19 protein-coding genes are annotated in these 20,101 nt (G+C 70.6%); 9 read left to right on the top strand and 10 right to left on the bottom strand.

Annotated features, from left to right (window positions below; genetic code table 11):
* The first annotated feature begins 78 nt into the window (after positions 1-78).
* Positions 79-291, top strand: coding sequence for a hypothetical protein (locus HZI36_RS12215; protein ID WP_179402917.1), 213 nt, complete (start codon positions 79-81; stop codon positions 289-291).
* A gap of 39 nt (positions 292-330) precedes the next feature.
* A complete protein-coding gene (locus HZI36_RS12210; protein WP_179402916.1) occupies positions 331-1,362 on the top strand; it encodes a serine/threonine protein kinase in 1,032 nt (343 codons plus the stop codon).
* Between the two features lie 48 nt (positions 1,363-1,410).
* Here HZI36_RS12210 and HZI36_RS12205 read toward each other — a convergent pair whose 3' ends face one another.
* The gene (locus HZI36_RS12205; RefSeq protein ID WP_179402915.1) at positions 1,411-2,853 is read right to left on the bottom strand and encodes a coniferyl aldehyde dehydrogenase; all 1,443 of its coding nucleotides are present in this window, start codon (positions 2,851-2,853) and stop codon (positions 1,411-1,413) included.
* 300 nt (positions 2,854-3,153) lie between these two features.
* Between HZI36_RS12205 and HZI36_RS12200 the strand changes: the two genes are divergently transcribed.
* On the top strand, positions 3,154-4,794 hold the full coding sequence (locus HZI36_RS12200; RefSeq protein WP_179402914.1) for a GMC family oxidoreductase: 1,641 nt from the start codon (positions 3,154-3,156) through the stop codon (positions 4,792-4,794).
* A gap of 95 nt (positions 4,795-4,889) precedes the next feature.
* Here the strand turns inward: HZI36_RS12200 and HZI36_RS12195 are convergent, their stop codons facing one another.
* The 6 genes from HZI36_RS12195 to fliF all read right to left on the bottom strand — a co-directional run bounded on the left by HZI36_RS12195 (position 4,890) and on the right by fliF (position 12,037).
* Positions 4,890-6,236: a flagellar hook-length control protein FliK gene (locus HZI36_RS12195; protein ID WP_246327063.1), complete on the bottom strand. Its 1,347-nt coding sequence runs from the start codon at positions 6,234-6,236 to the stop codon at positions 4,890-4,892.
* Between the two features lie 383 nt (positions 6,237-6,619).
* On the bottom strand, positions 6,620-7,078 hold the full coding sequence (fliJ, locus tag HZI36_RS12190; RefSeq protein ID WP_179402912.1) for a flagellar export protein FliJ: 459 nt from the start codon (positions 7,076-7,078) through the stop codon (positions 6,620-6,622).
* 5 nt (positions 7,079-7,083) lie between these two features.
* The gene (gene fliI / locus HZI36_RS12185; protein WP_179402911.1) at positions 7,084-8,610 is read right to left on the bottom strand and encodes a flagellar protein export ATPase FliI; all 1,527 of its coding nucleotides are present in this window, start codon (positions 8,608-8,610) and stop codon (positions 7,084-7,086) included.
* Positions 8,604-9,278, bottom strand: coding sequence for a flagellar assembly protein FliH (gene fliH, locus HZI36_RS12180; protein ID WP_179402910.1), 675 nt, complete (start codon positions 9,276-9,278; stop codon positions 8,604-8,606). Before fliH ends, fliI begins: the two co-directional genes overlap by 7 nt.
* Positions 9,271-10,266, bottom strand: coding sequence for a flagellar motor switch protein FliG (gene fliG / locus HZI36_RS12175; RefSeq protein WP_179402909.1), 996 nt, complete (start codon positions 10,264-10,266; stop codon positions 9,271-9,273). The genes fliH and fliG overlap by 8 nt, the downstream gene beginning before the upstream one ends.
* On the bottom strand, positions 10,256-12,037 hold the full coding sequence (gene fliF, locus HZI36_RS12170; protein ID WP_179402908.1) for a flagellar basal-body MS-ring/collar protein FliF: 1,782 nt from the start codon (positions 12,035-12,037) through the stop codon (positions 10,256-10,258). The genes fliG and fliF overlap by 11 nt, the downstream gene beginning before the upstream one ends.
* Before the next feature lie 238 nt (positions 12,038-12,275).
* Here fliF and fliE point away from each other — a divergent pair, with 238 nt between their 5' ends.
* The 6 genes from fliE (at position 12,276) to HZI36_RS12140 (ending at position 16,638) form a co-directional block, all read left to right on the top strand.
* On the top strand, positions 12,276-12,626 hold the full coding sequence (gene fliE / locus HZI36_RS12165) for a flagellar hook-basal body complex protein FliE (protein ID WP_179402907.1): 351 nt from the start codon (positions 12,276-12,278) through the stop codon (positions 12,624-12,626).
* Between the two features lie 138 nt (positions 12,627-12,764).
* The gene (gene fliS / locus HZI36_RS12160) at positions 12,765-13,196 is read left to right on the top strand and encodes a flagellar export chaperone FliS (RefSeq protein WP_179402906.1); all 432 of its coding nucleotides are present in this window, start codon (positions 12,765-12,767) and stop codon (positions 13,194-13,196) included.
* Positions 13,193-13,525: a flagellar protein FliT gene (locus HZI36_RS12155; protein ID WP_179402905.1), complete on the top strand. Its 333-nt coding sequence runs from the start codon at positions 13,193-13,195 to the stop codon at positions 13,523-13,525. The genes fliS and HZI36_RS12155 overlap by 4 nt, the downstream gene beginning before the upstream one ends.
* A 127-nt stretch (positions 13,526-13,652) precedes the next feature.
* Positions 13,653-15,443: a flagellar hook-length control protein FliK gene (fliK, locus tag HZI36_RS12150; RefSeq protein WP_179402904.1), complete on the top strand. Its 1,791-nt coding sequence runs from the start codon at positions 13,653-13,655 to the stop codon at positions 15,441-15,443.
* Complete coding sequence (locus HZI36_RS12145; RefSeq protein WP_179402903.1) at positions 15,440-15,769, top strand: EscU/YscU/HrcU family type III secretion system export apparatus switch protein; 330 nt, start codon at positions 15,440-15,442, stop codon at positions 15,767-15,769. Before fliK ends, HZI36_RS12145 begins: the two co-directional genes overlap by 4 nt.
* A 161-nt stretch (positions 15,770-15,930) precedes the next feature.
* Positions 15,931-16,638 carry a PepSY-associated TM helix domain-containing protein gene (locus HZI36_RS12140; RefSeq protein WP_179402902.1) on the top strand — a complete coding sequence of 236 codons (708 nt, stop codon included), beginning with the start codon at positions 15,931-15,933 and terminating at the stop codon, positions 16,636-16,638.
* A gap of 93 nt (positions 16,639-16,731) precedes the next feature.
* Here HZI36_RS12140 and HZI36_RS12135 read toward each other — a convergent pair whose 3' ends face one another.
* The 3 genes from HZI36_RS12135 to rqpR form a co-directional block, all read right to left on the bottom strand.
* A complete protein-coding gene (locus HZI36_RS12135) occupies positions 16,732-17,757 on the bottom strand; it encodes an XdhC family protein (protein WP_179402901.1) in 1,026 nt (341 codons plus the stop codon).
* 108 nt (positions 17,758-17,865) lie between these two features.
* Positions 17,866-19,269 carry a branched-chain amino acid transporter BcaP gene (bcaP, locus tag HZI36_RS12130; protein ID WP_179402900.1) on the bottom strand — a complete coding sequence of 468 codons (1,404 nt, stop codon included), beginning with the start codon at positions 19,267-19,269 and terminating at the stop codon, positions 17,866-17,868.
* Positions 19,270-19,442: 173 nt separating this feature from the next.
* Complete coding sequence (gene rqpR, locus HZI36_RS12125) at positions 19,443-20,096, bottom strand: response regulator transcription factor RqpR (protein ID WP_179402899.1); 654 nt, start codon at positions 20,094-20,096, stop codon at positions 19,443-19,445.
* Between the last annotated feature and the right edge of the window lie 5 nt (positions 20,097-20,101).

Genomic DNA, 20,101 nt, shown 5'->3' with positions numbered 1-20,101 from the left:
GCGACAGCACGGCCGCGCGGATCGTGCCTTGCCCGGCCGGATGGCGCGGGCCGGGCTCAAAAAGAGTGGGGAAACATCATGCATATCGGGTCGATTGTCTGCACTACCCATATCGCGGTGCCGAAGGGCGCACGCGGGATCGTCCAGCGCATCCTGGGCGACATGGCGATGGTGACCTGGTACGTGGGCGTGCCGGGCCAGTCGAAGGAACTCAACACCGAACCGTTCTTTCTCGAGGATCTGATCGACACCGGCGAATCCGTGCTGCCGGCCGGCGCGGCGGTGCACTGAACGTCGGCACGCTCGTCTTTCGGTCCGGCGCGGAGCACAATGCGGGGCATGAACGAACTCCCCGCCACTGACACCGCCCCCGCTGCCCCGCCGTTCGCCGGGCTCACGCCCGAGCGCGTGCTCGATGCGCTCGACAGCGTGCTGATCCCCGCCGGGCTGCGCACCGACGGGCGCCTGCTCGCCCTCAACAGCTACGAAAACCGCGTGTATCAGGCCGGCATCGAAGACGGCCCGCCGATCGTCGCGAAGTTCTACCGTCCCGCGCGCTGGTCCGACGACGCGATTCTCGAAGAACACGCGTTCGTCGCCGAACTCGCTGAGCGCGAGATTCCGGCGGTGCCCGCGCGGGCGTTCGACGGCCGCACGCTGCACGCGTTCGAGGGCTTCCGCTTCTCGATCTTCGAGCGTCGCGGCGGCCGCGCGCCGGATCTCGACCACAGCGGCACGCTCGAATGGCTCGGCCGATTCATCGGACGGATTCACGCGGTCGGCGCGACCGAGTCGTACGCGTTCCGGCCCGCGCTCGACATCCGCACGTTCGGCTACGAGCCGCGCGACTATCTGCTCGCGCACGATTTCATCCCGGTCGACGTGCGGCCCGCGTACGAAACCGTGCTCGCGCTCGCGCTCGAGGGCGTCGAGGCCGCGTTCGAGCGCGCGGGCGAGATCCGGCTGTTGCGCGCGCACGGCGATTGCCATCCGAGCAACGTGCTGTGGACCGACGCCGGCCCGCATTTCGTCGACTTCGACGACAGCCGGATGGCGCCCGCGGTCCAGGATCTGTGGCTGCTGCTGCCGGGCGACCGCGAGGGCGCGTCGCGCGCGCTCGCGGATCTGCTCGCCGGGTACGAGGACTTCTGCGAATTCGAGCCGCGCGAGCTGCATCTCGTCGAGGCGCTGCGCACGCTGCGGCTGATCCACTACGCGGCATGGCTCGCGCGGCGCTGGGACGATCCCGCGTTCCCGGCCGCGTTCCCGTGGTTCAACACGCATCGGTACTGGGAAGCGCGCGTGCTCGAATTGCGCGAGCAGATCGGCGCGATGCAGGAAGGGCCGCTGTGGCCGGTGTGAGTGGCGTGGACGGTGTGAGCGCGCGCGGGTGCACCGCGCCCGCTTCGTTCAGAGCTTCAGCATCATCCTGATCACGGCCGCGAAGCGCTTCCCGTAGGGCGGCGCGATCAGCTCGCGCACGTTCCAGCGCGCCTGCGTGAGCACCGGCTTCATCTTCGAGAACGCGACGAAGCCGTCGTAGCCGTGATACGCGCCCATCCCGCTCGCGCCAACGCCGCCGAACGGCAGGCTGCCGCACGCGATGTGCATCAGCGTCTCGTTGATCGTCACGCCGCCCGAGATCGTCTCCTGCATCACGCGGTCGATCGTGCCGCGGTCGTCGTCGAACAGATACAGCGCGAGCGGGCGCGGCCGCGTGTTCACGTACGCGATCGCTTCGTCGAGCGTCTCGTACGGCACGAGTGGCAGCAGCGGGCCGAAGATCTCTTCCTGCATCAGCTGCGATGCATCCGGCACGTGCGTGACCGCGCACGGCACGAAGCGGCGCAGCGACGGATCGGACGCCGCGTCGGCGAGCGGATGCAACTGCGCGCCGGCCGCCTGCGCGTCGCTCGCGAGCCGCTGCAGCCGCGCGAAATGGCGATCGGACACGATCGACGTGAAATCGGCGTTGCGCGCGAAATCCGGGTAGAGCTTCTCGAGCCGCGCGCGGGCGCGCTCGATGAACGCGGCTTCCATGCCGCGCGGCAGCAGCACGTAGTCGGGCGCGATGCAGGTCTGGCCCGCGTTCAGCGTCTTGCCGGTGACGATCGAATCGACCGCGGTGTCGAAGCGCGCGTTCGGCCCGACGATCGCCGGCGACTTGCCGCCGAGCTCGAGCGTAACAGGCGTCAGATGCTCGGCGGCCGCGCGCATCACGTGCCGACCGACCTGCGTCGAGCCGGTGAACAGCAGATGATCGAACGGCAGCGCGCTGAACGCGGCGCCGACGTCGGCGTCGCCGTTCACGACCGCGACGTGCTCGCGCGCGAACGTCTTCGCGATCAACTGCTCGAACAGCGCGGACGTGCGCGGCGTCAGTTCGGACATCTTGACGATCGCGCGGTTGCCGGCCGCGAGTGCGCCGATCAGCGGGCCGACGGACAGCATCACCGGATAGTTCCACGGCACGACGATGCCGATCACGCCGAGCGGCTGCGGGATCACCTTTGCGCGCGCGGGGCGCAGCCACTTGTTCGTCGCGCGGCGCATCGGCTTCATCCAGCGCTTGCCGTGCTTCAGCGCCTCGTCGATCTCTTCCTTCGACGTCCAGATTTCCGACAGCAGCACCTCCTGCTTCGCGCGATGGCCGAAGTCGGCGCTGATCGCGTCGGCGAGCGCGTCGGCGTTGTCGAGCACCATCGCGCGCAGTGCGCGCAGATGCGCGGCGCGCACGTCCCACGCCGGAAACGGCGCGCGCAGATAGGCGGCGCGCTGGTCGCGCAGCAACGAGGTCAGTGCGGCGAGCGCGGGGTCATCTTGCGGGGCCAGTTCGGGCAGATCATTCTTCATGTCGATTCCTCGGAGCGAGTGCGGCGGCGGGGATGTCCCTGGGTCGTCGCATTTGCGCGACGGTCGATGCGAATGGAGGCAAATGTCAGCCGCGACGCGGCGCGCATGGCGCGGCCCGCATCCGCGTGCGGCGCGCCCAAAGAATCCACGCATCTTAAATTTAGTTCACGCATACGTTTAGAGGAATCGCTCTTGATTCGGTGCGCCGTGCGCGTGCGCGGCATTCCTAAAATGGCCGGACATCGAAAGAATTCGGCTCAGCCGGACGACGCCATTCGTGGACAGGAACGGAGACGTGACATGCAATACGACTACATCATCGTCGGGGCGGGTTCCGGCGGGTCGAGCCTCGCGGGCCGGCTCGCCGACGCGTGCCCCGAGGCGACGATCGCGCTGATCGAAGCGGGGCCGCATACCGACAGGAACCTGCTCGTGAACATGCCGGCCGGCATCGCGGCGCTCGTGCCGTTCAAGCTGAAAACGAACTACGGCTACGAAACCGTCCCGCAGTCCGGCCTCGGCGGACGTCGCGGCTATCAGCCGCGCGGGCGCGGGATGGGCGGATCGAGCGCGATCAACGCGATGATCTACACGCGCGGCCATCCGCTCGACTACGACGAATGGGCGCAGCTCGGCTGCACCGGCTGGAGCTGGCAGGACGTGCTGCCGTACTTCCGGCGCGCGGAAGGCAACCAGCGCGGCGCAAGTGCGTGGCACGGCGCGGACGGCCCGCTGACGGTGTCCGATCTGCGCTTTCGCAATCCGTTCTCCGAACGATTCATCCAGGCCGCGCACGCGGCCGGCTATCCGCTGAACGACGACTTCAACGGCGAGAATCAGGAAGGCGTCGGCTTCTATCAGGTCACGCATCGCGACGGCTCGCGCTGCAGCGTCGCGCGCGCCTACATCTACGGACGCAGCCGGCCGAACCTGCACGTGATCACCGACGCGACCGTGCTGCGCGTCGCGTTCGACGGCAAGCGCGCGAGCGGCGTGTCGGTTGCGCGCGGCGGCCGGGTCGAGACGCTCGGCGCGCGCGCGGAGGTCGTGCTGTCGGCCGGCGCGTTCAACTCGCCGCAGCTGCTGATGTGCTCGGGGATCGGGCCGGCCGACGCGCTGCGGCGTCGAGGGATTTCAGTCGTGCACGACGCGCCCGACGTCGGTGAGAACCTGATCGACCACATCGACTTCATCATCAACACGCGCGTGAATTCGTCGGAGCTCGTCGGCGTGTGCCTGCGCGGGCTCGCGAAGATGACGCCCGCGCTCGCGCGCTATCTGTCGAGCCGGCAGGGGATGATGACGAGCAACGTCGCGGAGGCGGGCGGCTTCATCAAGAGCGAGCCGGGGCTCGATCGTCCGGATCTGCAACTGCACTTCTGCACCGCGCTCGTCGACAACCACAACCGCACGATGCACTGGGGCTTCGGCTACTCGCTGCACGTGTGCGCGCTGCGGCCGAAGAGCCGCGGCACGGTGGCGCTCGTGAGTAGCGACATGCGCGATGCGCCGCTGATCGATCCGCGCTTTTTCAGCGATGCGCGCGACCTCGATCTGCTCGTGAGCGGCGCGCATGCGATGCGGCGGATCCTGTCGCAGACGCCGCTCGCGTCGCAGGGCGGGCGCGAGCTGTACACGAATCCGCATCAGACCGACGAGCAACTGCGTGAGACGATCGTCGAGCGCGCGGACACGATCTATCACCCGGTCGGCACCTGCCGGATGGGCACCGATCCGGCCGCGGTCGTCGATCCGCAATTGCGCGTGCGTGGCGTGGACGGGCTGCGTGTCGTCGATGCGTCGGTGATGCCGACGCTGATCGGCGGCAACACGAATGCGCCGTCCGTGATGATCGGCGAGCGCGCGGCGGATTTCATCGCGGCCACGCGCAAGGCGGGGGCGGCGCGCGGCGAGGCGGTGTCCGCGCTGCACGGGCGCTGAGCCGCTGACTTGCGGACCTGCTGATCCGCTGATCCGCTGATCCGCTGATCCGCTGATCCGCTGATCCGCTGAGCCGTGTGCGACCGGGCGGATGTTCAGGCGAACGTATCGACGAGGCCGACCTGCCGCTGAGGCGCGATGCCGGCGGCGGAAGCGGATGGCGCGGCGTCGGCCGACGCGCCGCCGGCTGATGCCGGCCCGTTCGCGCGCCGCGCCGGCTGGCCGCCGGACGACGCTTGTTGCGGGTTCTGCTGCGACGACGCGAAGCCGCCGTCGCTGACGGTCGCGCTGCCGAGGCCGAGCCCGCCCGCTTCCATCGCATCGCGCAGCTTCGGCAGCGCGGCTTCGACCGCGTCGCGCACCTGCGCGTGCTGCGACACGAACAGCGCGTGCGCGTGATTGTCCGCGACGCGCAGCACGACCTGCAGTGGGCCGAGGTCCGGTGGATTCAGCGTCAGCTCCGCGCTCTGCTGGTGCGCATTCGACAGGAACACGACCTTCTGGCTCAGCGCGTCCGTCCAGTCGGCGGTGCCGACGTGCGGCGCGAGCGCGTGCGCGCCCGAGGTCGCGGCGGCGATTGCGCCGGCGGCGGGCTGCTGCTGCGTGACGGTGGCCGCGGTGGCCGCGGCGGCGAGCGTCGCCTGGGCGGTGTTCGTTGCGTCCGGTTGCGTGGCGGGCGCATGCGCCGTGTCGGTTTTCGCGGTGGCGACGCCGGTGCTCAGCGACGAGGTGTCGGTGGTCGACTGTTGCGTCGACTGGGTCGCGAGCGTGCCGTTCGCGTCGGCGAGCGTCTTGCCGAACGCCGGCGCGTTCGGCGTCAATGACAGCGTGCCCGGTGCGGCAGCTTGCGGCGCCGCGCCCGGCGTGGCGGCTGCTGTGGCCGGCGCGCTCGTGGCGCCATCGGCGAGATTCGCGAGGGCGGCCTGCAGCGCATGGGAGATCGGCGTCGTCGTGTCCGTGGCGTCCGTGGCCGGCGGCGCGTCGTCCTGCACATCGGCGGCGGCTGTATGGCCGATCGTCTGGAGCTGCACTTGCGCGTCGGCGGCCGTTTGCGCGGCGGGCGGTGCGGGCGGTGGCGGCGCGAGGTCGGGACGCGCGAGCAACTGCGCCTGCACGGCCGCGGCGGCGGCGAGCGCGGCGGCATTCGGCGTCGCGTCGGACGCATCGTCGGTCTTTTTGTCGCCGGACGAGGTGGACGGCTGCGTGCCGTCGGCCGACGTCGATGGCGCGTCCTGCACGGTGGAGGCAGCGGACACCGTCGTGGCGGCGAACGATGACGCCGCCGCGCGGGGCTTCTGCGCGGCGCCGCTCTGCTGCGGCACCTGTCCAAATGGCGTCAAGGCCGACGATGCCGCCGAGGCCGATGTCGATGTCGATGTCGATGTCGATGTCGATGCCGATGCCGATGCCGATGCCGATGCCGATGCCGATGCCGCGGCCATCGCGCCGGCGTTTTGCGCGGCGACGCTTGGCTGCAGCGCCTGCCCGAACAGCGTCGCAGTCGACGAAGCCGCCGGCGCAACTGCCGCGCCGGAATTTTGCGCGGCGACGCTTGGCTGCAGCGTCTGCCCGAACGGCGTTGCAGCCGACGTCGCCGACGACGCAACTGCCGCGCCGGACTTCTGCGCAGCGACGCTTTGCTGCAGCGTCTGCCCGAATGGCGTCGTCGCCGAAGCGGACGGCGACGACGCGTCGCTCGCGGTCGTCGGCGCGGGCGCGTCGCTCTGGCGTGCGTTCTTGGCGGAGACGGCGCCGGCGATGTCGAGCAGCGCGCCGGCCAGGGACAGTGAAGGCATCGGAATTCCCGGAATCGAAAAGGGGCCGCTCAGGGCGACTTCGCCGCATCGGCGCGCATCCGCAGCATCTTCGCCGCGTGCTCGTCGGCGTCGCGCTGCTCGCGCTTTGCGTCGCGCTGCGCATCCTGCGTCGCCGCGCGCGTCTGCAGGACTTCGAACGAACCGACCACGCGCTTCTTGTGCAGCCAGTGCGGGCGTGCGTCGTCGAGCCGCGCGTCGGCGGCGGCGAGCACGCGGCGCTGCTGGTCGATCGCCGTGTCCAGCGTGTCGATGAACGCCTGGAAGTTCCGCCAGTTGCCGGCCGGCATCCCGCTCTGCGCGGACTGCGCGAAGCGCGCGTGATAGTCGTCGCGATACCGCAGCAGCGCTTCGAGCTGCTTCGACGCGTCGGCGCGCTCGCGCTGCGCGACGCCGAGCCGCTTGGTCGCCGCGTCGAGATCGCCCTGCGCGCGCTCGAGCAGGATCTGCAACGGAAAGCGTTGAGCCATGATCGTCAGCCTCCTTCGTATTCGAACAGCGCGTCGAGCCCGGCGAGACTCGCATCGAACGGCGCGCATTCGCGAAAGCCCTGTTGCAGGAACGCCTCGATGCGCGGATACAGCGCGATCGCGCGGTCGAGCTGCGGATCGCGGCCCGGCGCGTACGCACCGACCGCGATCAGGTCGCGGTTGCGCTGGTAGCGCGACAGCATCTGCTTCAAGCGGCGTACGCGGTCGAAATGCGCGTCGTCGATCAGCGCGGTCATCGCGCGGCTGATCGACGCCTCGACGTCGATCGCCGGATAGTGGCCGGCCTCCGCGAGCGTGCGCGACAGCACGACGTGGCCGTCGAGGATCGCGCGCGCGGAGTCGGCGATCGGATCCTGCTGGTCGTCGCCCTCGGTCAGCACCGTGTAGAACGCGGTGATCGAGCCGCCGCCCTCCGGGCCGTTGCCGGTGCGCTCGACGAGCGCGGGCAGCTTCGCGAACACCGACGGCGGATAGCCCTTCGTCGCTGGCGGCTCGCCGATCGCGAGCGCGATCTCGCGCTGCGCCATCGCGTAGCGCGTCAGCGAATCCATCAGCAGCAGCACGTGCTTGCCCTGGTCGCGGAAATATTCGGCGAGCGACGTCGCGTACGCGGCGCCCTGCATCCGCAACAGCGGCGACACGTCCGCGGGCGCCGCGACGACGACCGAGCGCGCGAGCCCGTCCTCGCCGAGGATCTGCTCGATGAACTCCTTCACTTCGCGGCCGCGCTCGCCGATCAGGCCGATCACGATCACCTCGGCGCTCGTGTAGCGCGCCATCGTGCCGAGCAGTACCGACTTGCCGACGCCCGAGCCGGCGAACAGGCCCATTCGCTGTCCACGGCCGACGGTCAGCAGCGCGTTGATCGCGCGCACGCCGACGTCGAGCACGTGATGGATCGGCTCGCGCTCGAGCGGGTTGATCGACGGCGCGGACAGCGGCGCGTCGTCCTTCGCCGCGAGCGGGCCGAGGCCGTCGAGCGGACGGCCCGCCGCGTCGACGACGCGCCCGAGCATCTGCCAGCCGACCGGCAGCCGCTTCGCGCCCGCGAGCGGATCGGCGATCGGCGCGCTCTCGCGTGGCCACACGCGCGCGCCGGGCAGCACGCCGGCGACGTCGGTCGTCGGCATCAGGAACAGCCGCTCGCCGGAGAAGCCGACGACTTCCGCGTCCGCGCACGGCAGCGCGCTGCCGGGCGGCAGCTCGATCGTGCATTCGGCGCCGACCGACAGCCGCAGGCCGATCGCCTCGAGCACGAGCCCCGCCGCCCGCGTCAGGCGCCCGCACGCGCGCAGCGGCAGCGCGCGCGCGTTGCGCGCGGCGAGCCCGTCGAGATGCGCGCGCCAGTGCGCGAGATGCGGGTTGTCCGGTGCGTTCGGCGCGTTCGGCGCGTCGGCCTTCATCGGCGCGGGCGCGGCGTGCTCCGACGCAGCGTGCGACGCGAGTTCGAGCTCGCGCTCGAGCGGCGTGAGTGCGTCGTGCGCGAACGCATCGGGCGTCGCCGTCACCATGCGCCCGCCTTGCCGAGCGCGGCGGCGACGCGCTGCCAGCGGGTCGGCAGCGTCGCGTCGACTTCGCCGGTCGCCGCCTGCGCGCGGCAGCCGCCGCGCTCGATCGCCGCATCGGTGCGCACGCTCCAGCCGAGCGCGTCGAGTTCCTCTTGCAGATACGCTTCGACGATCGGCAGGTCGGCCGGATTCACGCACAGATGCGGCGCGCCCTGCAACGCGGGCTCGGCCGCGAGCACCTCGCGCACGACCGCGACGAGCGCGGCCGGATCCTGCATCACGTGCTGTCGCACGACCTGCTGCGCGACGTCGAGCGCGAGCTGCGCGAGGTCGCCGGCGAGATCGTGCTCGACGGCCGCGATCGCCTCCCGGAACGACGCGGCGAGCGCCGCGAGCCGCGCGGCTTCCGCGCGCGCGTCGGCCTGGCCGACCTCGAAGCCCTTCTGGCGGCCCTGCTCGTAGCCGGCCTGATAGCCGAGCGCCTGCCCCTCGACATGCCCGGCGGCCATCCCTTCCGCATGCGCGGCGTCGCGCACGCGCTGCAGCTCGGCCGCGAGCGCGGCGGCGGCCGCCGCTTCGTCGTCGACCGGCGGCGCCGGATCGAACGACGTCATCTCCCAGCGCTGATACGCGGAGAGCGGCTTCGCGGGATGGCGCAGCGGATCAGACATACGCGTCTTCCGCCTTGCCGCCGAGCGCGATCTGGCCGCTCTCGGCGAGATTGCGGACGATCTGCAGGATCTTGCGCTGCTGCTGCTCGACTTCCGACACGCGCACCGGCCCGCGCGCGTCGAGATCCTCGGCGAGCAGCTCGGCCGCGCGCTGCGACATGTTCGACAGGAACTTCTGGCGCAGCGCCGGCGGCGCGCCCTTCAGCGCGACGATCAGCGCCTCCGATTCGACTTCCTTCAGCAGCATCTGGATCGCCCGATCCTCGAGCTCGAGCAGGTTCTCGAACACGAACATCTGGTCGACGATCTTCTGCGCGAGGTCCGGATCGTACTGGCGCACGCTCTCGAGCACCGATTCTTCGTGCACGCTCTTCATGAAGTTCAGGATCTCGGCGGCGGTGCGGATGCCGCCCATCGGGCTGCGCTTCAGGTTGTCGCTGCCGGACAGCAGATCCTTCAGCACGTCGTCGAGCTCGCGCAGCGCGGCGGGCTGGATGCCGTCGAGCGTCGCGATCCGCAGCAGCACGTCGTTGCGCAGGCGATCGGTGAAGCACGACGCGATCTCGGATGCCTGGTCGCGGTCCAGATGCACGAGGATCGTCGCGATGATCTGCGGATGCTCGTTCTTGATCAGCTCGGCGATCGACGATGAGTCCATCCACTTGAGCCCTTCGATGCCGCTCGTGTCGCTGCCCTGCAGGATGCGGTCGATCAGCACGCCGGCCTTGTCCTCGCCTAGCGCCTTGGTCAGCACCGAGCGGATGTACTCGCCCGAATCGAGCGACAGCGCGGTGTGCTGCTCGGCTTCCTTCGCGAACTCCTGCAGCACGGTCTCGACCTGATCGCGCGTCACGTTGCGCAGCGCGGCCATCGTCGCGCCGATCTTCTGCACTTCGCGCGGCGCGAGAAACCTGAAGACCTGCGCGGCTTCCTCCTCGCCGAGCGACATCAGGAGCAGCGCGCTTTTCGTCAACCCTTCAGCGTTCATCGGACACCCAGCTCTTCACGACGGTTGCAACGATCTTCGGATCCTGGCGCGCGATCGTGCGTGCGAACTCCAGGTTGCGTTCGTAACGGTTCCGCTCGTTCTCGAAGCCGAGCAGCGCGACGTCGGTGTCGGCGTCGGCGGCCGCGGCTGAGCGCTCCGGCGACGGCAGGCCGTCGAGCGCGACCGGGTCGTTCGGCGACGCCAGCGCGCGCGCCGGCTCCGGCGGCGGGAACGCGCGGCGCATCGCCGGGCGCACGAACATGAAATACAGCGCCGCCGCGGCCACCGCGATGCCGAGCCACTTCGCGGCGTTCATGCCCATCTGGATCATGTCGGGCTGGCGCCACCACGGCAGGTTCGCGAGCGGGTCGGCCTCGCTCGAGAACGTGCTGTTCACGACGTTGACCGAGTCGCCGCGCTTCGCGTCGTAGCCCATCGCGTCCTTCACGAGCTGCTCGACCTGCGCGAGCTTGTCGGCGGCGAGCGGCTGCATCGTCACGTGACCCTTCGCGTCCGCGACCGGCTGATAGTTGACGACGACCGCGACCGACAGCCGCTTCACGCTGCCCACCGGCTGCTCGAGGTGGCGGATCGTCTTGTCGACCTCGTAGTTGGTCGTCTGGTCCTTGCGGTCGCTGACGGGCGTCGCGGCCGGCGCGCCGGGCTGCGCGGCGCCGTTCGCGACGATCGGCGCGGACGCCGGCTGCGGCGGCGTGTTCGACAGCGCGCCCGGCACCCCCGACGCGTTGCCCTGCTGGAGCTCGGTCGACGCGCTCGTCTGCTGGCTGCGGATCGCGGCCTGTTGCGGCGTGCCGTTCGGGCCGTAGCTCTCCGAGGTCTGCTCGACCTTCGAGAAATCGATGTCCGCGCTGACCTGCGAGCGCGCGTTGCCGGTGCCGAACAGCGGCGCGAGGATCGCGTCGATGCGCTGCTGCGTGTTGCGCTCGACCTGCTGCACGTACCGGAGCTGCGTCGCGTCGAGGCCCGCGTTCGCGGACGGCTGCGTGAGCAGGTTGCCGTCCTGATCGACGATCGTCACGTTCTTCGCGGGCATGTCGGGCACGCCGGACGCGACCATCCGCGTGATCGCGAGCACCTGCCCGTCGTCGAGCACGCGGCCCGGATACAGATCGACGAACACCGACGCCGACGGCGCCTCGCGCTCGCGCACGAACACCGACGGCTTCGGGATCGCGAGATGCACGCGCGCGCCGCGCACCGCGTTGATCGACTCGATCGTGCGCTGCAGCTCGCCCTCGAGCGCGCGCTGGTAGTTGACCTGCTCGGCGAACTGGCTGATCCCGAAGCGCTGGCTGTCCATCAGCTCGAAGCCGACCGAGCCGCCCTTCGGCAGCCCCATCGCGGCGAGCTTCAGGCGCGTCTCGTGAACCTGGTTCGACGGCACGAGGATCGCGCCGCCGGCGTCCGCGAACTTGTACGGCACGTTCGCCTGCTGGAGCGCGGCGATGATCGCGCCGCCGTCGCGGTCGGACAGGTTGCTGTACAGCACGCGATAGTCGGGCGCGCGGCTCCACAGCACGAGCGCGACGAGCGCGGCGAGCGCGAGCGAGCCGATCACGATCAGCGGCAGCTTCGGATTGCCCTTCATCCGCGTGATGCCGGACATGCGCTCGGCGAAGCCGCCGAGCCCGAGATCCGCGCCGGCGCCGCCCGTGCCCGGCATCGCCGCGGCCGCCGCGGCGTGCGGCACCGCGCCGGCGAGGCCCGTGCGGGCGTCGGGATTGATCAGCGAATTGGCCTGCGAATCCATGCGTCGAGGTTCTCCGGGTAGCGTGGCCCGCCCCGGACCGGAGCGGACGGACAATGGCACGGTGGAATTATCGGGACGCGACCGCGCAATCGATCGCCGGAATAGAGCCGGGTTTCGGCCGTACTTTCTCGGCTTCGGCGCGGGGCGCGATTGCTATCCTGCTTCTCGATCCGGCATCGGGCGCCGCCCGGCGCGCGCTGCCGGCATCCCACCTTTCGAGCGCTTCACAGGAGAAAGCATGACCGCGAACATCGGCGGAATCGGTTCGGTGCTGCAGCAGATGCAGACGATGGCCGCGCAGGCGGCCGGCGGCACGGCGAACGCGGCGGCGGCGACGGCCGCGACCGGCTCGGGCGCGGCGACGCTCGGTACGTTCTCGGGCGCGCTGCAGGCGTCGCTCGACAAGATCAGCGGCGACCAGCAGAAGGCGCTCGGCGAGGCGCAGGCGTTCGAGGTCGGCGCGCCGAACGTGTCGCTGAACGACGTGATGGTCGACATGCAGAAGGCCAACATCGGCTTCCAGTTCGGGCTGCAGGTCCGCAACAAGCTGGTGAGCGCGTATCAGCAGATCATGCAGATGTCGGTCTGACCGCGGTGGCCGGCAGTCGCGCCCGGGCCGGCCACTAAAGCTTTTCCAATCCCTTCCGATAACTTCAGAAGATCGCCGCGCGTTGCGCCACACCGGCCGCGGCACCCTCTATTCCCCCGCACGATGAAGGAGAGGCGCATGTTTTCCGCAGCACACGCTGGAGCCAACGCGTACGCGCGCGTCGGCGTCGAGACGGGCGTGATGGGCGCGAGCCCGCATCGGTTGATCGCGATGCTGTATCAGGGCGCGCGGCAGGCGATCGCGCTGGCCCGGATGCATGCGCAGCAGGACAACGTCGCCGCGCGCGGCGAGGCGGTCGGCAAGGCGATCCGCATCGTCGAGAGCGGGCTGCAGCTGGCGCTGAACCGCGAAGCGGGCGGCGACATCGCCGCGCGGCTCGACGCGCTGTACGGCTACATCTGCCGCCGTCTCGTCGAGGCGAACGTGCACGCGAGCGAGCCGATGCTGATCGAGGTCGACGGACTGCTCGCGACGCTCGAGGAAGCGTGGACCGGGATCGGCCCGGAGGCCGCACGGATGGCCCCGCAGGCCGTGGAACAGCCGCGATGAACCGCAAGGCCGACTATTTCGCGCGCTACGAGGCGATCGCGGACGTGTCCGCGCGGATGCTGAACGCGGCGCGCACGGGCGACTGGAGCGTGCTCGCGGGGTTGCAGGACGAATACCGGCAGCTCGTCGACGGGCTGCGGGAGGCCGCGGACGGCGTCACGCTCGACCAGGCCGAGCTCGGCCGCAAGCTCCGCCTGATTCGCCGGATCCTCGCCGACGACGCGGCGATCCGCGATCTCGCGAGCCCCGACGTCGCGCGGCTGTCGACGTTGCTCGAGGTGCGCCGCTCGACGAACGTGCTGAAGGATTTCTACCGGGCGCGCGCCTGAGCGAGTGGGGCGCCGCATCGGCGCCGGGCGCGCTGCCTGTTGTTCCGCTTCGTTCCGCTTCGTTCCGCTTCATTCCGCTTCGTTCCGCTTCGTTCCAATTCTCGTCCGGCTCGCGCCGGGATGGACCATGACCGGTATCGACCCCGTAGCCGCCGCCCTGCTGGTAAGCCGCCTCGACAGCCTGCTGACCGGCAGCGTGCTGCCGTCGGCCGGCGGGGCGCCGGCTGCGCGCGTCGGCACGCCGGCAGCCGGCGCGGCGGCCGCGCGGCCGTCGGCCGATCCGGCGGCGCTGGCGCTGCGGCAGGCGTCCGCGCAGACCGCGTTGTCCGACGTCGCGCTCGCGCTCGATGCGATCTCGCGCTACGGCGGCGACGCGACGCCGCCCGTCGTCGGGCAGGCGCCACTGCTCGCGGATCCGGCGGTGCTGCTGGCGGCGGCGGTGCCGCAACCGGGCGTGGCCGAAGGCGGCGCCACGGTGGTGATCGCCGATGCGAGGCCGGCGGCGACGTTGGCGGCGACGTCGGCGGGCGATCCGGTTGCGCCATCCGCGTCCGGGCAGGTGAGCGGCGCGCAGGCTGCTCAGGTTGCGGCTCAGGCGGCGCCGTCGACGCCGCTGCGCGACGCGCTCGCGCAGGCGGTGAGCGACAGCGGTCTGTTCTACGAATCCCATCTCGCGCAGTGGCTGGCCGGCCAGCGGCCGGCCGCCGCGCTCGCGCGCGAGCCGCAGGCGCGCTTGACGCGGCCGGCCGAGCCCGATGCGACCGACGACCCGTTCGATGCGCTGCTCGCCGAGTATCCGCCGCAGGCGGGCGGGGCGGCCGTGCCGTCATCGTTGCAGCAGCCGTCGCCGGCGCGGGCGTTTGCGTCTCCGCTCGATGTGCCGCCTGCGCGCACGTCGGCGGCGCTGTCCGATCCGCCTGCGGCGCGCGCGTCGGGATCGCCGCCGGGTCAGCTATCCGCGCGCGCTTCCGGATCGCTGCCCGATTTGCTGCCGAATTCGCCGCGCGGTTCTCTGTCCGATTCGCTGCGGGGTTCGCTTCCCGGTTCGCCGTCTGATTCGCTGGGCGGTTCGCTTCCCGATTCGCTCTCTGATTCGCTGCGCGGTTCGCTTCCCGATTCACTGTCTGATTCGCTGCGCGGTTCGTCTCCCGGTTCGCCTCCTGATTCGCGACCCAATTCGCTCCCCGATTCGCTCCCCGATTCGCCGCCGTCCGCGAACGAAGCGCGCGCATTCCGCACGTTCCTGCCCGCCGATCTTCCGGTGTCGCAGCGGTTTGCCGCGATCGCAGGCGATCCGCGCGCGGCCGCGCCTGGCGTGCGCGCGCTAGCCGTGCTGGCCGATGCTTCGCCGGATCTCGCTGCGCCGCCGCTCGTCACGCTGCACCCGGCGACCGTGACGCTCGTGCGCCAGCAGCTCGACGTGCTCGCGACCGACCAGTTCCGCTGGATCGGCGAGGCGTGGCCGGGCGCGCGTCTCGACTGGACGATCGAGCCCGACGACACGGGCGCGCAGACCGCGCGCGGCGACGACGCGGGCGACGGTATCGCGTGGCGCACGCGGCTCACGCTGAGTTTGCCGTCGCTCGGCACCGTCGATGCGGAGCTGGTGCTGAACGGTGAGCAGGTCGTCGCGCGGCTGCGTGCGAGCGAGGCGGGCGCGGCGCGGTTGACCCGGTACGAGGGCGCGCTGCGGCAGCGGCTGCACGCGTCGGGGCTGACGCTCGGCGGGCTGTCGGTCCGCGCGGTCGATGGGGCGCCGGATGCGCTCGACGTCGCGGCGGCGCGTGCTGCCGCGGCGGCCTACGCGCAGGCGTCCGATGGCGTCCGCCCCGCCGTAGCGTCGCCCGGCGCCGGCGATGTCGACGGTTTCAATGGTTTCAGCGGTTTCAGCGGTTTCGGCGATGGAGCGGCGCGATGAGCGACCGGAGCCGCAAGCGCGCGGCCGCGCTCGTCTACGACGCGAAGGGCGGCGACACCGCGCCGCGCGTGATCGCGAAAGGCTACGGAGCGGTCGCCGAGATGATCGTCGCGCGGGCGCGCGACGCCGGGCTCTACGTGCACACCGCGCCGGAGATGGTGTCGCTGCTGATGCAGGTGGACCTCGACGCACGGATTCCGCCGCAGCTCTACCAGGCGGTCGCCGAGCTGCTCGCCTGGCTGTACGCGCTCGAGCGTAACGACGCCGACGCCGACACGGTTTCCGGCGGCGTCCCGCCCGGCTTCCCGCTGCCGCCGATCCGCTGAGCCGGGCGCCGGCGCATGCGCGGCGGCCGATTGAGTCGCGTTGCAATTTATGTAATGATACGCGTTCTCATTTAATTTCAAGCGAGCGGCACGTGGATGAAACGTGGCCGAAACGTGGACAACGCGTGCCGCCCGTGGTCCGAACGAATGGAACGAAACGCGTGAATGCGCCCGAAACGATCGACATCCCGCCCGCCGTGAAGCCGGCGGCCCGCCCGCTGGCCGAGGCCGAACGGGCCGCGCGTGAGCGCCGGTCGCGCCGCGCGGTCTTCATCAAGTGGCTGCGCAAGGTGCACGGCTGGGTCGGCCTGTGGGGCGCGGTGCTCGGCCTGATGTTCGGCGTGACCGGCGTGCTGCTCAATCACCGCGCCGGGCCGATGCGGATTCCGGTCGGCACGCCGCAGGTCGACGCGCTGCAGATCGCGCTGCCCGATCCGTCGCCCGCGACGCCCGCCGCGATGGCCGCCTGGCTGCAGCGCGAGCTGAGCTTCGACGGCCGGCCGGGCCGGATGCGTCGCGAGGCCGCGCAGCCGGTCGCGTGGGGCGACCGGCACGTCGTGCAGCCGGAGCACTGGCAGCTCGGCCTCGTCGGGCCGCGCCACAGCGTGCAGGCCGAGTACTGGGTCGGCAACGGCTATGTGTCGGTCAAGCGCACCGCGAACACGTTCGGCGGCGTGCTGAAGAGCCTGCATCGCGGCGATGGGCTCGGCATCGGCTGGATTCTGCTGATGGACACGATCGCCGGTTCGCTGATCCTGCTGTCGCTGACCGGCGTGCTGCTGTGGACCGAGCTGAACAAGCGCCGCACGGTCGGCGTGGTGCTCGTCGCGGGCTCGGTCGCGGCGGCGCTCGCCGCCGGCCTCGCGTGACGCACTAGCGCCCGCATCGGCGCCTGCGCCTCTGCGCCTACGCCTACGCCTGCACCAGCGCCTGCACCAGCGCAGGCACCAGCGCCTGCGCCGTCAGACGCCGCACGCGTCCTCGCCGCGCGCCTCGATCTCGCGCGCGGCCTTCGCACCTTCCACCTGCACGATCGTCGGCAGCGACACGCCGTTCTTCGCGGCCGTCACTTCGGCGAGGATCGAGATCGCGATCTCCGGCGGCGTGCGGCTGCCGATGTAGAACCCGGCCGGCCCGTGCAGCCGCGCGAGCTCCGCGTCGCTGAGATCGAACTCCTTCAGCCGCTCGCGCCGCGCCGCGTTGTTGCGCCGCGAGCCGAGCGCGCCGACGTAAAACGCGGGGGTCTTCAGCGCCTCCATCAGCGCGAGATCGTCGAGTTTCGGGTCGTGCGTGAGCGCGATCACCGCCGAGCGCGCGTCGAGCTTCATCTCGAGCACCGTGTCGTCGGGCATCGTGCGCACGAGCTTCGTGCCGGGCACGTCCCACGCGTCCGTGTACTCTTCGCGCGGATCGCAGACCGTCACCTGATAGTCGAGCCCGACCGCGATCTGCGTCAGATAGCGCGACAGCTGTCCGGCGCCGATCACGAGCATCCGGTAGCGCGGCCCGTGGACGGTCACGAGCCGCTCGCCGTCGAACGCGAGGCCAGCCGTCGCATCCGCGTCGGCGAGCGTCGCGCGGCCCGTCGCGAGCGCCAGCGTGCGCGTGACGAGGCGGCCGCACTCGATCGCGTCGCACAGCGCGGCGAGCCCGCTCGCGCGCGTGAGCGGCTCGAGCACGAGCTGGATCGTGCCGCCGCACGGCAGCCCGAAGCGATGCGCCTCCTCGGCCGTCACGCCGTACTTGACCGCCTCGGGCCGTGCGTCGGCCGCGATGCCGGCCGCGTGCACGCGGGCGATCAGGTCGTCTTCGATGCAGCCGCCGGACACCGAGCCGACGACGAGCCCGTCGTCGCGCACCGCGAGCATCGCGCCCTCGGGGCGCGGCGACGAGCCCCACGTCTTCACGACCGTCACGAGCAGCGCGCGCCGGCCTTCCTCGATCCAGCGCGCGCTCGTCTTCAGCACGTCGAGATCCACACTTTCCATCGTCGTTTCCTTTCCTTGCCTTGCCGCATGTCGGATGCGCCTGCCGGGCCCGGTGCGCAATGACAAGGATTATGAACCCGACGTCGCGCGGCTGCCGCGCGGCATGCGTCAGTGTCCGTGCTGGCCGTGCGCGAGCTTCGAATGGCGGCGCGAGTACAGGAAGTAGATCGCGAGGCCGATCACGAGCCAGGTGGCGAACGCGATCCACGTGATCGCCTGCAGGTTCAGCATCAGGAACACGCACGCGGCGACCGCGAGCAGCGGCAGGACCGGCACGCCCGGGCAGCGGAACGCGCGCGGCAGGTCCGGATGCGTGCGGCGCAGCACGACGACCGCGATCGACACCATCGAGAACGCCGCGAGCGTGCCAATGTTGATCAGCTCGGCGAGCACGTTGAGCGGCACGAGCGCGGCGATCAGCCCGAAGAACAGGCCGACGATCCAGGTCGTCAGGAACGGCGTCGCGAAGCGGGGATGCACGCGCGACAGCGTTCGCGGCAGCAGGCCGTCGCGCGACATCGCGAAGATGATCCGGGTCTGCCCGTAGCTCATCACGAGGATCACGGTCAGCATCCCGAGCACCGCGCCGAGGTCGATGAAGCCCGCGACCCACTTCTCGCCGGCGACCTGCAGCGCGTACGAGATCGGGTGCGAGACGTTCGCGTACTGCGCGGCCGGCACGATGCCGGTCGCGATCGCCGCGACCGCGACGTACAGCACCGCGCACACGGCGAGCGACGCGATGATCCCGATCGGCAGGTCGCGCTTCGGGTTCCGGACCTCCTCGGCCGCGGACGATACCGCGTCGAAGCCGATGAACGCGAAGAACATCACCGCGGCGGCGCCGAACACGCCGTTCCAGCCGTGCGGCATGAACGGATGCCAGTTCGCGGGCGTCACGTGGAACACGCCGACGGCGATCACGAGCAGCACGATCGACACCTTGATGAACACCATGATGTTGTTGATGCGCGTCGATTCGCGGATGCCGACCGACAGCAGCGTCGTGATCACGAGCATCACCGCGAACGCGGGCAGGTTGAACCACGTCGCGGTGCCGGGAATCGCGCCGGGCGCGGCGGTGAGCACGGTCGGCAGCGATACGCCGAAGCCCTGCAGCAGCGACTGCAGGTAGCCGGACCAGCCGACCGACACCGCGGACGCGGCGAGCCCGTACTCGAGCATCAGATCCCAGCCGATGATCCATGCGACGAGCTCGCCGAGCGTTGCGTACGAATACGTGTAGATCGAGCCGGCGACCGGAATCGTCGACGCGAATTCCGCGTACGACAGCGCGGCGAGACCGCACGCGATGGCGGCGATCACGAACGACACCATCAACGCGGGGCCGGCCTGCACGGCGCCGGTGCCGGTCAGCACGAAGATCCCGGTGCCGATGATCGCGCCGATGCCGAGGAACGTGAGGTCGATCGCGCCGAGCGCCTTCTTGAGCCCGGCGGCGTGCGCGCCGGCGATCATCAGATCGACGTTTTTCTTGCGGAAGAGAGACATGACTTGGATGCCCGCACGCGCGGCCGCGTGGCGGAATCGGATGAAAAGCGGCGATTTTAGCCGATTTGTCAGAGGACGCTCCGGCCGTGGGCCCGGCGGGATCGTCCAATGAAAACAAGCGCTTGCGGAGCGCGGCGGGCGCGGCATGCCCGCGCGGCCCGTGCTCGCCGGTTTCAGCAGCCGGCGGGCGCCATGTCGACGAGCTGGTTGCGCATCACGTAATAGGTGAGCTCGGCGTTGTTCGACAGCTTCATCTTTTCGAGCAGCCGCGTGCGATAGACGCTGACCGTCTTGACCGACAGCGACAGCGCGTTCGCGATGTCGGTCAGCCGCTTGCCGGACGCGAGCATGCAGAGCGTCTGATATTCGCGGTCGGACAGCTTCTCGTGCGGCAGCGGGTCGTTCTCGAACGCGACGTACTCGACGATCGCCTCGGCGACGGCCGGGCTCACGTACCGGCGGCCCGACGCGACCTGCTGGATCGCGGCGATCATCTGCGCGACGTTGACCGTCTTCGACAGATAGCCGGCGGCGCCGGCCTTCAGCGCGCGCACCGCGTACTGGTCCTCGCGATACATCGAGAACATCAGCACCGGGGCGTTCGGCGCGCGGCGCTTGATGCGCTTCAGCAGCTCGAGCCCGTTCGTGTCGCCAAGCGAGATGTCGAGCAGGATCACGTCGTACGCGTGGCGGTCGATCTGCGCGAGCGTGCCGACGTCGTCCTCGGCCTCGTCGACCGCGCGCGCGATGCCGCGGTCGATCAGCAGCTGACGAACGCCTTGCCGGACGATCGCGTGATCGTCGACGAGCAGAATGTGCAAACTCATCCCTT

This window comes from Burkholderia guangdongensis (assembly GCF_013403875.1).
In the GTDB taxonomy this organism is placed as follows: Bacteria; Pseudomonadota; Gammaproteobacteria; order Burkholderiales; family Burkholderiaceae; genus Burkholderia; species Burkholderia guangdongensis.
The sequence above is the reverse complement of the archived record's forward strand: the minus strand, read 5'-3'. Positions and strand labels throughout refer to the sequence as shown.

What these genes read in the sequence shown, in the direction of transcription:
- HZI36_RS12200 (WP_179402914.1), top strand. Translation starts at nt 3,154, where the DNA reads ATGCAATACGACTACATCATCGTCGGGGCGGGTTCCGGCGGGTCGAGC.
- fliE (WP_179402907.1), top strand. Translation starts at nt 12,276, where the DNA reads ATGACCGCGAACATCGGCGGAATCGGTTCGGTGCTGCAGCAGATGCAG.
- HZI36_RS12215 (WP_179402917.1), top strand. Translation starts at nt 79, where the DNA reads ATGCATATCGGGTCGATTGTCTGCACTACCCATATCGCGGTGCCGAAG.
- fliI (WP_179402911.1), bottom strand. Translation starts at nt 8,610, where the DNA reads ATGGTGACGGCGACGCCCGATGCGTTCGCGCACGACGCACTCACGCCG.
- fliJ (WP_179402912.1), bottom strand. Translation starts at nt 7,078, where the DNA reads ATGGCTCAACGCTTTCCGTTGCAGATCCTGCTCGAGCGCGCGCAGGGC.
- HZI36_RS12205 (WP_179402915.1), bottom strand. Translation starts at nt 2,853, where the DNA reads ATGAAGAATGATCTGCCCGAACTGGCCCCGCAAGATGACCCCGCGCTC.
- HZI36_RS12145 (WP_179402903.1), top strand. Translation starts at nt 15,440, where the DNA reads ATGAGCGACCGGAGCCGCAAGCGCGCGGCCGCGCTCGTCTACGACGCG.
- HZI36_RS12195 (WP_246327063.1), bottom strand. Translation starts at nt 6,236, where the DNA reads ATGGCCGCGGCATCGGCATCGGCATCGGCATCGGCATCGGCATCGGCA.
- rqpR (WP_179402899.1), bottom strand. Translation starts at nt 20,096, where the DNA reads ATGAGTTTGCACATTCTGCTCGTCGACGATCACGCGATCGTCCGGCAA.
- fliF (WP_179402908.1), bottom strand. Translation starts at nt 12,037, where the DNA reads ATGGATTCGCAGGCCAATTCGCTGATCAATCCCGACGCCCGCACGGGC.
- fliG (WP_179402909.1), bottom strand. Translation starts at nt 10,266, where the DNA reads ATGAACGCTGAAGGGTTGACGAAAAGCGCGCTGCTCCTGATGTCGCTC.
- fliH (WP_179402910.1), bottom strand. Translation starts at nt 9,278, where the DNA reads ATGTCTGATCCGCTGCGCCATCCCGCGAAGCCGCTCTCCGCGTATCAG.
- fliS (WP_179402906.1), top strand. Translation starts at nt 12,765, where the DNA reads ATGTTTTCCGCAGCACACGCTGGAGCCAACGCGTACGCGCGCGTCGGC.
- HZI36_RS12155 (WP_179402905.1), top strand. Translation starts at nt 13,193, where the DNA reads ATGAACCGCAAGGCCGACTATTTCGCGCGCTACGAGGCGATCGCGGAC.
- bcaP (WP_179402900.1), bottom strand. Translation starts at nt 19,269, where the DNA reads ATGTCTCTCTTCCGCAAGAAAAACGTCGATCTGATGATCGCCGGCGCG.
- HZI36_RS12210 (WP_179402916.1), top strand. Translation starts at nt 331, where the DNA reads ATGCGGGGCATGAACGAACTCCCCGCCACTGACACCGCCCCCGCTGCC.
- HZI36_RS12135 (WP_179402901.1), bottom strand. Translation starts at nt 17,757, where the DNA reads ATGGAAAGTGTGGATCTCGACGTGCTGAAGACGAGCGCGCGCTGGATC.
- fliK (WP_179402904.1), top strand. Translation starts at nt 13,653, where the DNA reads ATGACCGGTATCGACCCCGTAGCCGCCGCCCTGCTGGTAAGCCGCCTC.